Annotated in this window: 14 protein-coding genes; 8 read left to right on the forward strand and 6 right to left on the reverse strand. The window is 71.9% G+C overall.

The window, feature by feature from the left end; all coding sequences use genetic code 11:
- Positions 1 to 2: 2 nt before the first annotated feature.
- Positions 3 to 1,967, reverse strand: a complete 1,965-nt coding sequence (locus OG259_RS07415) for an ATP-binding protein (protein WP_328941495.1) — start codon at positions 1,965 to 1,967, stop codon at positions 3 to 5.
- Between the two features lie 448 nt (positions 1,968 to 2,415).
- Positions 2,416 to 3,711 (reverse strand): MBL fold metallo-hydrolase, encoded by a 1,296-nt coding sequence (locus OG259_RS07420; RefSeq protein ID WP_328941496.1) that lies wholly within the window; start codon positions 3,709 to 3,711, stop codon positions 2,416 to 2,418.
- A gap of 143 nt (positions 3,712 to 3,854) precedes the next feature.
- On the opposite strand from OG259_RS07420, the gene OG259_RS07425 reads away from it, so the two are divergent.
- Both OG259_RS07425 and OG259_RS07430 read left to right on the forward strand, forming a co-directional pair.
- Positions 3,855 to 5,033, forward strand: a complete 1,179-nt coding sequence (locus OG259_RS07425; RefSeq protein WP_328941497.1) for a Glu/Leu/Phe/Val dehydrogenase dimerization domain-containing protein — start codon at positions 3,855 to 3,857, stop codon at positions 5,031 to 5,033.
- A gap of 64 nt (positions 5,034 to 5,097) precedes the next feature.
- Entirely contained in the window at positions 5,098 to 5,868 is a 771-nt protein-coding gene (locus OG259_RS07430; RefSeq protein ID WP_328941498.1) for a TetR/AcrR family transcriptional regulator, read from the forward strand.
- 27 nt (positions 5,869 to 5,895) lie between these two features.
- On the opposite strand, the gene OG259_RS07435 is transcribed toward OG259_RS07430, so the two are convergent.
- From OG259_RS07435 to OG259_RS07445, 3 genes are all read right to left on the reverse strand, one after another.
- Positions 5,896 to 6,663 (reverse strand): SIMPL domain-containing protein, encoded by a 768-nt coding sequence (locus OG259_RS07435; protein WP_328941499.1) that lies wholly within the window; start codon positions 6,661 to 6,663, stop codon positions 5,896 to 5,898.
- A gap of 160 nt (positions 6,664 to 6,823) precedes the next feature.
- Entirely contained in the window at positions 6,824 to 7,888 is a 1,065-nt protein-coding gene (locus OG259_RS07440) for a DUF6745 domain-containing protein (protein WP_328941500.1), read from the reverse strand.
- A 56-nt stretch (positions 7,889 to 7,944) separates the two neighbouring features.
- A complete protein-coding gene (locus tag OG259_RS07445; RefSeq protein ID WP_328941501.1) occupies positions 7,945 to 8,271 on the reverse strand; it encodes a hypothetical protein in 327 nt (108 codons plus the stop codon).
- A gap of 178 nt (positions 8,272 to 8,449) precedes the next feature.
- On the opposite strand from OG259_RS07445, the gene OG259_RS07450 reads away from it, so the two are divergent.
- The 4 genes from OG259_RS07450 (at position 8,450) to OG259_RS07465 (ending at position 10,621) form a co-directional block, all read left to right on the forward strand.
- Complete coding sequence (locus OG259_RS07450) at positions 8,450 to 8,860, forward strand: hypothetical protein (protein WP_328941502.1); 411 nt, start codon at positions 8,450 to 8,452, stop codon at positions 8,858 to 8,860.
- A gap of 450 nt (positions 8,861 to 9,310) precedes the next feature.
- Positions 9,311 to 9,934, forward strand: coding sequence for a GntR family transcriptional regulator (locus tag OG259_RS07455; protein ID WP_328941503.1), 624 nt, complete (start codon positions 9,311 to 9,313; stop codon positions 9,932 to 9,934).
- A gap of 225 nt (positions 9,935 to 10,159) precedes the next feature.
- A complete protein-coding gene (locus OG259_RS07460; RefSeq protein ID WP_328941504.1) occupies positions 10,160 to 10,339 on the forward strand; it encodes a hypothetical protein in 180 nt (59 codons plus the stop codon).
- A gap of 9 nt (positions 10,340 to 10,348) precedes the next feature.
- Positions 10,349 to 10,621, forward strand: a complete 273-nt coding sequence (locus OG259_RS07465) for a hypothetical protein (RefSeq protein ID WP_328941505.1) — start codon at positions 10,349 to 10,351, stop codon at positions 10,619 to 10,621.
- Positions 10,622 to 10,633: 12 nt separating this feature from the next.
- On the opposite strand, the gene OG259_RS07470 is transcribed toward OG259_RS07465, so the two are convergent.
- A complete protein-coding gene (locus OG259_RS07470) occupies positions 10,634 to 11,074 on the reverse strand; it encodes a DUF6221 family protein (RefSeq protein ID WP_328941506.1) in 441 nt (146 codons plus the stop codon).
- A gap of 145 nt (positions 11,075 to 11,219) precedes the next feature.
- Here OG259_RS07470 and OG259_RS07475 point away from each other — a divergent pair, with 145 nt between their 5' ends.
- Both OG259_RS07475 and OG259_RS07480 read left to right on the forward strand, forming a co-directional pair.
- The gene (locus OG259_RS07475) at positions 11,220 to 11,564 is read left to right on the forward strand and encodes a DUF6233 domain-containing protein (RefSeq protein WP_328941507.1); all 345 of its coding nucleotides are present in this window, start codon (positions 11,220 to 11,222) and stop codon (positions 11,562 to 11,564) included.
- Positions 11,565 to 11,588: 24 nt separating this feature from the next.
- Positions 11,589 to 11,801: a hypothetical protein gene (locus OG259_RS07480; RefSeq protein ID WP_328941508.1), complete on the forward strand. Its 213-nt coding sequence runs from the start codon at positions 11,589 to 11,591 to the stop codon at positions 11,799 to 11,801.
- Positions 11,802 to 12,045: the final 244 nt, after the last annotated feature.

Genomic DNA, 12,045 nt, shown 5'->3' on the forward strand with positions numbered 1-12,045 from the left:
GTCTACTCCTTGTGCGCGTCGCCTGGACGCAGCGATTCATGGGGGGCGGGCTGGGACTCGGCGAGACCGATGCCGCGCTGGAACGCGGCCATCAAGCCGGGGTCGTGCAGGGCGTGCTCCTCGGGCTTGCGGGCCACGGGCTCGTCGCGCAGCTGCGGGACGATGTGCTCCTGGGCGCGCCGCTTGGGGAGCACGGGCCGGCCGTTGGCCTCGGGCGCCGCCGGGGGGAGTGGCGACATGAGGGAGGCCGGGGGGCCCGGGTGTGCGCCGCCGGCCGCCTGGGCCGGTATCACGGGCGTACGGCCGGAGTCCGCGTACCCGTTCGACCGCTCGGTGGTGCGGGGGTAGGTGAGCGGGTCGTGGGCCTCTTCGTGGCGGACGGCGGTCCGCTCCGGGGAGGGCACGGACTGCGGCACGGAGTGCGGTGCCGACTGAGGTGCCGACTGAGCCACGGACTGCGGGACGAGTCCGGTGGGGGCCGTCGTGCCCATGGCCGCGGGCACGGGCGCGTGGGGGTGGGCCGGTGCCGGGGCCATCGGAGCCGTCATGGGGGCCGGCATGGGCGCCGGGGCCGTCATCGGGGCGGTGACCGCGGGCGCGGGCTGCGACGGCGCCTGCGGCTGCGTCGCCGGCTGGGGCTGCATCTGCACCTGGTTCGGCGGGACCGCGGCGGAACCGGCGGTCGCGGCGGCCTGGCGCTCGTGCTGGGCGAGACCCTCGGGGTCGGCGCCGAGGAGGCCCTGCGGGAGGACGAGAACGGCCTGGACTCCGCCGTAGATGTTGGACTGCAGGCGTACGGCGATGCCGTGGCGGCGGGCGAGGGCCGAGACGACGAAGAGTCCGATGCGGCCGTCCTGGAGCAGGTGCGCCACGTTGACCTGGTCGGGGTCGGCGAGCAGGGCGTTCATCTTGTTCTGCTCGGTGACGGGCATGCCGAGACCGCGGTCCTCGACCTCGATCGCGAGGCCGGCCGTGACGTACTGCGCGCGGAGCAGCACCGTGGTGTGCGGCGCGGAGAACAGCGTGGCGTTCTCGACGAGTTCGGCCAGGAGGTGGATGACGTCGGCCACCGCATGGCCCCGGAGCGTGCCGTCGATCGGGGGTACGAGCTTCACCCGCGGGTACTGCTCGACCTCGGCGATGGAGGAGCGCAGCACCTCGGTCATGGTGACCGGGTTCGACCACTGGCGGCGGGAGATGGCGCCACCGAGCACGGCGAGGTTCTCGGCGTGCCGGCGGATGCGGGTGGCCAGGTGGTCGACGTGGAACAGGCCCTTGAGCAGCTCCGGGTCCTCGACCTCGTTCTCCAGCTCGTCGAGGAGCTGGATCTCGCGGTGGACCAGGGACTGCAGGCGCCGGGCGAGGTTGACGAAGACCTCGACCTTCTGTTCGTTGCCGACGCTGCTGGAGAGCCGGGACGCCTGCACGACGGCTGCCACGGCGGCCTCGTGAGAGCGTGTCAGCTCGTGCGAGAGCAGGTCGAATTCGTCGCCGGACGCGGTGCCGGTCGGCAGCGCGGGGCGGGGCGCGATGCCCTCACCCTTGCGCAACTGTTCGACGATCGTACGCAGTTCGCCCTGGCTGTTGCTGCTGGTGCGGCGCAGGGCGTTGCAGCGGTCGAGGACGGCCTTGGCGGCCCTGTCCGCGCCGAGCGCGGCGGCCGTCACCGAGGCGACGGTGAGGGCGGCGGCGCCGGTGAGCGCGGCCCAGAGGCCGGGCGTCGGGGTGGCGCCGGTGGAGCGGATGGTGAAGAGCACTGCCGCGGCTCCGCCCAGTGCCACCGCGACGGCGGGAAGCACGGAGGTACGGAGGAGTTGGGGGCGTATGCGGGCTTCTGTCGTGTGCGACGCGGGGGGCTGCGCCGGGGGGTTGCTACCGGTACCGGGGGCGGGGCGGGCGCCTGACCGGCCGTGCCGCCCGCCCTCGCGTCGATCGGACCGCGAGGCGGGTGCGCGAAGTTGAGACATGAGTGTCCTTGGTACGTACGTGCCCAGGAATCGGCGTACTGCGGGGGTGTGCTTCGGCATCGTGCGAAGTGTGCTGAGGGGGTGGACTCGGGGGCTTTGCAAGGGTGTTGCGGGGGTTCTTGCAAGGGGTCCTGCGGGGGTGGTTCACATGGTGGACGACATGACTGCGATGAGCCTACCGATGATCACCAACCACACACTGTAGTCGTCAACCGTTCATGTGCGGTGCGCAGTTGGCAAACTTACCCGTAGAGCCGCCCGCTCTGGTATCACCCCTTCCACAACAGGCCGAGAAGCTTCGGCCGAAAGTCGACGCCGCGACGGGGATGGGGCAGCGAGCACCGGGAACGGAAGAGGGCGGAGGCGTTCCCACGCCTCCGCCCTCTGCGGAAATCGTCCCCGACCGGAATCCCCGGGCGGGGTGCGGACCGACCGGTCCGCTCGACCCTCAGGGGGTCCGTGCCGCCTCCGGCGCACCGCGGCCGGCGTCCGTACCGGGCTCGCCGGAGGTCGACCCGGCGTCCACGGCCTCGTTCGCGGCCCTGTTCGCGTCCGCGTTCCCGTCCGACACGCCGGTGAGTGACCGATTACCGTCGGTGAGAGCCGGAGCCGCCCAGCCGCCCGAGGGGACCCGGGCGACCGGACGCCACCAGGGGCTGTCCGGCACCTGCTCGGCGCCCGGCTCGAAGGGTTCGCCCGGGATGGGCAGGGCGATCCGCTGGGCGGCTCCGGCGGCGGCCTCGACCGTGCCCTCCCCCGGTTCGGCCCACGGGTGCGGGGCGAGGTTGAAGGTGCCCCAGTGGATCGGCAGCATCACCCCGGCGGGACCGCCGCCCTGGAGGTCCAGATGCGCCCGCATGCCCTCCTCCGGGGTCATGTGGATGTCGGTCCAGAACTCCGAGTAGGCGCCGATCTGGATCATGGTGGCGTCGAAGGGGCCGTGGGCCGCGCCGATGTCCTTGAATCCGGAGAAGTATCCGGTGTCCCCGCTGTGGAAGATCCGGTGGGAGGGTCCCGTCACCACCCAGGAGGCCCAGAGCGTCATCTGCCGGTTGCGCAGTCCGCGGCCGCAGAAGTGCCGGGCCGGGGTGGCCGTGAGCCGCAGCTCGCCGATCTCGGTGGACTCGTTCCAGTCCAGCTCGCGGAGGCGGGAGGCGGGCACCCCCCAGCGCTCCAGGTGCGCGCCGACGCCCAGCGGCACCGCGAAGACGGTGTCGGTGGTGGCGAGCGCCTTGATCGTCGGCAGGTCGAGGTGGTCGTAGTGGTCGTGCGAGATCACGACGACGTCGACCGGACCGAGCGCGGCGAGCGGCGCGGGCACCGGGTGCAGCCGCTTGGGGCCGGCGAAGGGGAAGGGGGAGCAGCGCTCGCCCCAGACGGGGTCGAAGAGGACCCGGTGGCCGTCGATCTCGGCGAGGACGCCGGAGTGCCCCATCCAGGTCAGACGCAGGCCGGTGGCCGGGGGCCTGGCCAGGTCGGCGATCGTGGTGGGGTGGACGGGGATCGTGCCGGTGGGGGCGCGGCGCGAACGGCCTTCCTTGTCGAAGTAGATCTTGGCGAACTCGACACTGGAGCCGGAGGGGCCGCGCCGGGCGGGTTCGGGGTTCTGGAAGATCCCGTCCGCGAAGTTCGGCGAGCGGTGGATACGGGCGAGGCGCTCGCCCGTGGGGTCCGCGCCGAAGGACTCGGGGCGCAGCGCGCGCAGCCGGGCCCGTGGCGAACGGTCGGAGCCGGTACCGGTCACAGGACCTCCTGATCTCTGGGGGTCGTTCCATTATGGGCGGACCGCGCGGCGAACGGTCGGGACGGTCGGCCATACTGAACCACCATTCAGTATGGCCGCCCTCGACGAGGGCGGCCGGACCGTCCCTCCCGAGGAGATGCGCGATGAGTACCGCCCCCCTGCTTTCCGTCGGCTGGACCGACCACGTGACCGGCCGCCGGGGCCACCTGGTGGTCGACCGGCTGGTGCGCGGAGTGGCCAGCGGCGGTCTGCGGATGCGGGAGGGGTGCACGGCGGAGGAGGTCGCCGGACTCGCCCGCGGGATGACCATGAAGGAAGCCCTGCACTACGACCCGAAGGGCCGGTACGTCCCGCTGGGCGGCGCCAAGGGAGGCATCGACTGCGACCCCCGCTCCCCCGAGGCGTACGGCGTGCTCGTGCGCTACCTGCGGGCGATGCGGCCGTACGTCGAGCGGTTCTGGACCACCGGGGAGGACCTGGGGCTCACCCAGGACCTGGTGGACCGTGCCGTGACCGAGGCGGGCCTCGTCTCCTCGGTGCAGGCCGTCTACCCGCTCCTGGAGGACGAGGCGGCCGCCCGCAAGAGGCTCGCCGACGCCTTCGCGATCGAGGTCGACGGCATCGGCCTCGACGAGCTGGTGGGCGGTCTCGGGGTCGCCGAGTCCGTGCTCGTCGCCCTCGACCGGGCCGGCCGGGAGTACGCCGGGACCCGGGTCTCCGTGCAGGGCCTCGGCACGATGGGCGGGGCGACCGCCCGGTTCCTGGCGCGGTCCGGGCTGCGGGTGGTGGCCGTGGCCGACGTCCGGGGCACGATCGTGAACCCCGACGGCCTCGACGTCGAGGCACTGCTCGCGGCCCGCGACGCCCACGGGGCCGTCGACCGCTCCGCGCTGCGCCCCGGGGACCGGGAGGAGCCCGGCGACGCCTGGCTCACGGCCGAGGCGGAGGTCCTGGTCCCGGCGGCCGTGTCGTACGCGATCGACGCCGGGAACCAGGGACGGATCACGGCCCGCTGGATCGCCGAGGCGGCCAACATGCCGGTCCGTCCGGAGGCCGAGGAGGCCCTGGCCGCGCGCGGGGTCACGGTGCTGCCCGACGTGGTCGTGAACTCCTGCACCAACGCCTGGTGGTGGTGGACGCTCTTCGGCGACATCGAGGCCGACGCCGACCAGTCCTTCGACCGGGTGCGCACGGCGATGCGGACGCTCGTCGGCGGGATGCTCGACCGGGCGGCGGCGGACGGCACGAGCCCGCGCGCCGCGGCGCACGCGCTGGTGGAGGAGCGACTGCCGCAGATCGCCGAACGCTACGGCTGGTACTGAAGCGGCCACACCCCGCAGCCGCGGACGATCATGACCGCGTCATGTGCTGTGTAGGCTGCGTGGCGTGGCGAGAGTGCGGTTGAGCGTGGCCGAGCGGCGGGAGGAGCTGCTGCGGGCCGCCGTCGAGCAGATCGAGGCGCGCGGGGTCGCGGCCGTCCGGATCGCCGACGTGGCCTCCGCGCTCGGGGTGAGCAACGCCCTGGTGCTCTACCACTTCTCGTCCAAGGAACAACTGGTCGCCGCGGCCTTCGCCCACGCCGCCGAGGCCGACCTCGCCCATCTGCGCCGGCTCCTCGGGCGCCGCTCCACCGCCGTACGACGACTCCGCGCCGCGGTGCGCTGGTACGCGCCGACCGGACAGGCCAAGGGCTGGCGCCTGTGGATCGAGGGCTGGGCGGCCTCCCTGCGCGACCCCGGACTGCGCCGGGTCGCCGCCTCCCTCGACCAGGAGTGGAAGGCGGCGCTGACCCGGGTGATCGCGGAGGGTGCCGAGGCCGGGGAGTTCCGCTGTACGGACCCGGCCGCGGCGGCCTGGCGGCTCACCGCCTTCCTCGACGGCCTCGCGGTCCAGACGACGGCCTACGCCGGCTCCCTCTCCCGGACCGCGATGCTCCGCTGGGCCGACGCCGCCCTCGCCCGGGAACTGAACCTGCCGGACGAGGACGGGGACCCGGGCGGGCTCCCCGCCCCCCTCTCGGCCCCGAAGACGGAGACGGCGACCACGACCGCGACGGTGACCGCGCCGGTGGCAGGGGCGGAGAGGGAGACGACCGGCCCCGTCGGTCCGGTCGGCACCGACGGTCCGCTCGGCCCCCAGGTCGTGTCCGGAGAGTAGGGCCAGGCGGGACTTTCCTGACATGACCTAGACCAGCTCGAAGACCGCCGAGACCGTGACCTGCTCCTCGATCTCGCCCGGCGCCAACGGGACGCTCGCCTCGTCCGCGGGCACGGCGCCGACGGCGCCGGGGCCGGGGCGCGCGGACTCGCCCTCGCTGAGCGAGACCAGCCGGCCGAGCTCGTGGCCGCTGAGCCGCGCGTGTTGCGCCGCCTTGTCGTACGCGTCCCGGTAGGCGGCCTCCCGTGCCTTCACCCGCAGCGCCGACGGGTCGGCGACGTCGAAGACGACCCCGTTGATCCGGACGGAGTCCCCGGTCGCTTCGTTGACAGCGCCGATGACCTGACCGGCCCGGTCGATCTCCCGGACCTTCACGGAGAAGGACTGCCCGGCCTGGTACCCCGTCACCTTGCTCTCGCCCGCGGCGTTCTGGGTGTAGACCGGGGACAGGGAGAGGCTGTCGGTGCGGATGTCCCGCTCGGCGATCCGCTGCTTGTCCAGCACCGCGAGGAGGGCCTCGGCCGCGGTCTTCTGCGCGGCCATGGCCTCCTTCGCGGTCTTACGGGTGGCCTCGACCCCGACGGACAGGATCGCCAGATCGGGCGCGGCGGCCGCGCGGCCGTGTCCGGTGACGGTGACCGTCGCGGGCGCCTCCGCCCGGACAGCACGCGGGGCCGTCCGCTCGGGCGCGGCGGCCAGGGCGGGGGCCGTGGTGCCGACGAGCAGACCGCCGAGCACGGCGGTGGCGGCGAGCAGACGGGCGGTACGGGCGGCGCTGGGCCGGCGGATCGTCACAGGCGGTCCCTTCGGGGGTGGGTGCCGGGGCTCCGGCGGGCACATCCCAGCACCCGGCGTCGCCGCCTCCCGTATGCCACTCCTGACCGTCGGCCCCCTTCACCTCTCCGTACCAGTCACCTTCCGGACCGGCCGCGCCGCCCGCTCCCGGATCACGCGCTCAGGTCTGGACGAGCGGCTCGTACACGTCGGGGTGCAGCCCGAAGGTCCACGCGACGCCCTCTCTCGCGGTCCGGGTCGCGGGCGGGACCCGGAGCCAGTACGTGCGGTGGCTGCCGTCGGGCTCGGGCGTCGAGTTGACCACCTCGACCATCGCCACGTCCTCGTCGTCGGCCAGCTCGATGCGCCACAGGACACCGGTCTCGTCGCGGTGCTGGTGCCGGGCTCCCGAGGCGGCGAGATAGCGGTCGTAGCCGTAGTACTCCAGCATCACCCGCCGCAGTTCGGCGTTCTCCTCCTGCCGGATCCGCTCGGGGGTGAGGCCGGCGAGACCGGCGAGGAATTCGGCGGGCACCGGCATGCCCCGCCAGGCGTGCAGGGCGAATCCGTCGGCGAAGGCGAGCGCGGGGCCGTCGCCCCGGTCGAGGCGCCCCGCCTCGTCCCGGTGCAGCTCCACGGGCCGCTCGCAGACCACCGCGAGGTTCTCGTACGGCCACCACCAGCCCGCGTGTCCGGCGACGGCGGCGAGGCCCGCGAGGCGGTCCCCCTGACCGTCGAAGGCGGCGAGCCAGGCGGCGTCGTGCTGCCCGAGCACCGCGTCGAGCAGCACGAGCCGCACGGCGGTGGCCGCTCGCGAGGACGAGGCCGCGTCGGAGGAGGAGGAGGAGGAGGAGGCGGACGCACCGGCGTCGGCGGTCGTGGCGGCCTCCGTCACCCCCGCCCGTATCCGGTCGGCCAGGCTTCGGGTGAGGTCCCAGAGGTGGGCCCCGGTCGCCTGCCAGTGGGCCGCCCAGCCCGCCGGGCCGAGGGCGTCGTGGAGTCGGCGCCGTTCCTCGGCCCACGGCCGGGTGCGCACCTCGTCCCGTACCGAACGGCCCTGATCGCTCAGCCCCCGTACCAGCGCGACGGCCGCGAGCGGCGAGTCCGCCCAGAGCACGCGCGCGGGTTCGGCCAGGCCGGCCGTGCGGTAGGCGAGCCGGACGCCGGCCTCCGCGGCGGCGCGGTCGGCGGGCCCGGTGGCCGCGGCGACGGACCGCCACTTGTCCTGTGCGGTGGTGCGGTTCATGTCGGCAGGGTTCATGTCGACGTGGTTCATGTGGAAGCCCCCAGGGATTCTCTCGGTCAGTCCGCGACGATCCGGTACGCCCCGGGCACGTACTCCCGCTGGCGCACCACCCGGTACCAGCCCTTGGGCAGCGGTATCGGAGCGTGCTCCTCGTGCACCACCCGGCCGCCCTCGGGCAGTTCGAGCAGGAACGGGCCGAAGGGCCCCGGCTCCCGCACGAGTCGGCCGGGCCCGGGAATCGCGTGGGCGTGGCCGGTCACCTCGCCGAGGGCGAGGACCAGGCGGCCCCGGGCGTCCCTCGGCTCCCCCGCCGCCGTCTTCACCCGCTCCGGAACGGCCGTCTCCGCGACGGGCGCGATCAGTACGTCTCCCTGCCGGTACATGGCTCTCCCCTCCCCGTTCGGCGCGGTGCGGCCGAACACGAGAACGACGCTAGAGGCCGGGTCTGACAATCGACCCCGCTCACCGTGGAGGCCCACCCACCGGCAGGCGCTGTCGGTGCCGCTTGGTAGAACTCTTGGGATCAGCCGATCCACGCCGTCCGTTGCCGGGAGCGCAGTCATGACCGTTGGCCACTACATCGAGGAATTCCACGGCCTGCCCGTGTTCCACTTCCCGGACACGGACACGGAGATCGAGCTGCCCGACGCCGCGGCCGTCGCCTGGCGGCTCTCCTCGCCGACCTACTGCGAGGACGACGACGAGCAGTGGGGTGCGCGGTTCGAGCGCTTCCTGAAGACGGTCGACGTGGGCCGGGTGCGCGCCCTGGTCGTCGGCGGCTGGGACGAGGCGTACGAGAACTCCTCGGCCGACATCGTCACGGCGCTCATCGCCGCCAACAACCGTTTCACCACCCTGGAAGCGGTCTTCCTCGGCGACATGACGGGCGAGGACTGCGAGATCTCCTGGATCCCGCAGCCGGTAATTCGCGGAGCAAACGACCTGCAGGATTTCTACTCGATAGCCGCTTGACCTGCATTTTCTCGTTCGCGTCCGTCACTGATTGGTCACCGTCCAACCTTGATTGGACAAGATCATCTCCCAGTTGTTTCCCACCGCTCCCCCACGGCAGACCAGGGCCGGATCGCTCAACACCCTCGAAGGCATTTGCAGCGACCCGGCCCTGGCATATGTCCAACGAATGCCTCGTACAGGAATCACTCCCTGAGGGACACTCGCCGGTGCGGCCATCCGTCATACGGGGACGGGTGACCGCCGGAGCCGCTTCCGGATCGCGCGCGGGGAACAGGCGAACTGGAGGCGGTTCCGTCGGCGCGTCCGGGACCTGAACCCATAGCGCCGAACTCTCACTGTGCAGTTGCCTCGTGGCACTCAGCGTGCCGAACCCTCCCTGGATATATCAAGCAAGTAGCGCGAATCGTACTGTGCGACCCTCACTAGTGATCATGATCAGAGGTCGCCATGTCAGCCGACGCGCGCTACCGCCGCATCGCCGCTGACATTCACGCCCGCATCCAGGCCGGCGAGTGGATGCCAGGAGACATGCTCCCATCCAGGTCCGCCATGGCCACCCAGTACAGCGTCCACGAGCAGACCTTGCGGCTCGCCTACGTACTCCTTCGCCAGACTGGAATTCTTGAGGGAGAGCAGCGCCGCGGCGTGTACGTGGCGCACCCTCCTGCTATGCGCACTCTCACGGATCCAGACGCCTCGTGGCCCTACGGGAACGAGGTCACTGACACGACCTCGTGCCGGGCGACTCAAGAACTGGCCGAGCGGCTGGATGTTCCTGCCGGAGTGAGTCTGCACCGGGAGGTCGCCGAGTGCATGGACCCCGGCGGCCGGTCGGCCATGCTCGTCACCTCCTGGTGGCAAGGGAGGCGCCAGCCACATGCGTCGTTCGTCGTCGAGGTCGGAGTCGGCCCTGTCGACGAGGCGGAGGCGCGTTCGCTCGGCCTGCTCGTCGATGCTGCCGCGTACCGCCTGGTCCGCACTCGTCTGGATCGGGATGGGCGCCCCGTGGAGACTGCTGATCTCGTCCTCCCAATGGATCGGTGGCTGATCCGCCTGAGCGGCACGACGTAGCACGTCAGCGGGGGCGCCCAGCAGTGCAGGGCCTGACGCGCATTACGCAGCATGCCTCATCAGGCATATGCCTGGGAACGGGCGTGCGAGCGGGAATTCCACATTCCGTTCGCACCCCGTGCGTTTCAGTTACCGCCCGCAAGCCGGTGGCCAAAGGGTGAGCGTGGCGGAACGCACGCCCGAACCCTGCCCGCTTTGTCAGACCCGGGCCCTAGCCTTGATTGCATGCCCGATCGCTACAGAGAGACCCCGAGCCCCGAAGCCCTGAACGACGCCATCCGCACATTGTGGGTGCGCGCCGGCGAGCAGCAGCGCTCCCTGACGGCCGACGAGCAGCGGATCTATCAGGTGCTCGTGGCAGCCTGGGCCGAGGCGACGCAGGCCGAGCAGGAGCTCGCCGCATAGGATCCGCCCGTGCCGATCGAACTCTCTGACGAACTCATCCAGCTCCAGCAGGCCGCAGTTGCCGCCCAGCAGGAGGCCCAGTCCGGCCCGTACAGCGCCGAGGCCTGGGGCCCGTGGCTTGAAGCCGCCCAGGCCAGCCAGGCCGCGATCACGGAGCACGCGGAGGCCACGAGCCAGTCGCGCTTCGACGTCGAGGCCGAGGTGAAACTCGCTGTGCTCAACCCTGAAGGCTACGCCGAGAAGAAGCGCAAGGAAGCCGAGAAGGCCGCGGCTAAGAAGTAGGACGGTCGGCGGCTACGACCGCCACTCGTCGCGGTAGTCGGGGTGCGACGCGTATGGCAGGGCGAGCAGGCGGAGCAGGACCAGGGACTCGTAGGTCGAGGGGTCGATGGGGCCGACTCCCCACTCGCTATGGATCTGGTCGGTCATGCCGTCCATCTCGGGTACGACCTCGTCGAGGATGCGCCGTTTGGCGTCGACCTCGGCCAGCACCCGCGCGGGGTTGTGGCGGGCGATGTGGCGCGCGTTCCACGTCCCGTACTTACCGTGGTCGGGGTCGACGACAGCGATGAATCCGCCAGTCGCGCGCCGGACAACCTCGCGGGGACCGTTCGGTCCGTTCCAGGGGTCCTCGGGGTCGAATGCCCAGTCGTCACGCCCTCCGCAGCCGGACTCGTAGGCCAGCTTCCAGTCTTCGTCGAGGCGGGCGCGAAGGAACGCGATCAGGTCGGCCATGGGGTTCTCCAGGTGGTGCCCCGCCCCGGTGCATCACGCCGGGGCGGGTCCGAGTGCCACGTCGCCAGAAGACGCGGATGGATAGCCCCACTGTACGAGCAGCCGCTGACAGTCGGGGGCGTTCCACGAGACTAGAATCGAACATGTGAACGATGAGCCGACCTCGCCTGAGCTGGAGAAGCTGCGCTTCCTCTACCGCGTGCAGCTCGGGCAGGTTGCGCAGACCGAGCGCTGGATCGAGGCCGAGCTGGCCAAGGTGCGCGAGCGCGCCGCCCGGCTGCCGCTTCGCGAGGGCCCCGAGTACGTCCTGTCCTACCTGCGTGTCGGCGGCAAGGCGACCGCGGACAGCGTGCACCTGGGCGACTGCCACATGACCAGCCACCACACCAAGCCCCTCGACCGCGAGCAGGCACGGCAGGCCATCACGAGCGGCGGCATCCGAGCGTGCGAGATCTGCCGGCCCGACTCCGAGCTCGGCGTGCTGGAGTAGCCGGGCCCGGTGCACCCTGGAGAGATGGGTGCACCGATAGTCGTCCACCGCCCCAGCCCGACCGGCGGCCGCCGGGTCACGGTGGTCGGCGGCGAGATCCTCGGCCTGGCGCACGACGATGGCGACCTCATCGAGTTCCTTCGTCGCGCCGGGCTCCCCGACTCGGAAGAGCTGCTCGACGACCCGCAGTGGGTCGAATGGCGCGGCGGGCGGGCCCACCAGTACGAGGCAGCGTGAGGGCAGCGTCCGGCCCTGAGGCCTCGCGTATGGTTCCGCCATGGAATGGAGTCAGACGCAACGCCTGCAGCGGGAATGGGCAGCTAAGGGTTCGCCTCCGTGCGATCACCTGAGGCGTGAGAGGGAGCACGTTCAAGGCTCCGACACCGGGGACAAAGTCTGCACAACGTGTGGGCAGGAGTTCTTCAACGGCAAGCCGGTCTAGCCCACAAGAGAAGGCCCCCATCGCCGAAGCGATGGGGGC

Source organism: Streptomyces sp. NBC_00250, assembly GCF_036192275.1.
In the GTDB taxonomy this organism is placed as follows: Bacteria; Actinomycetota; Actinomycetes; order Streptomycetales; family Streptomycetaceae; genus Streptomyces.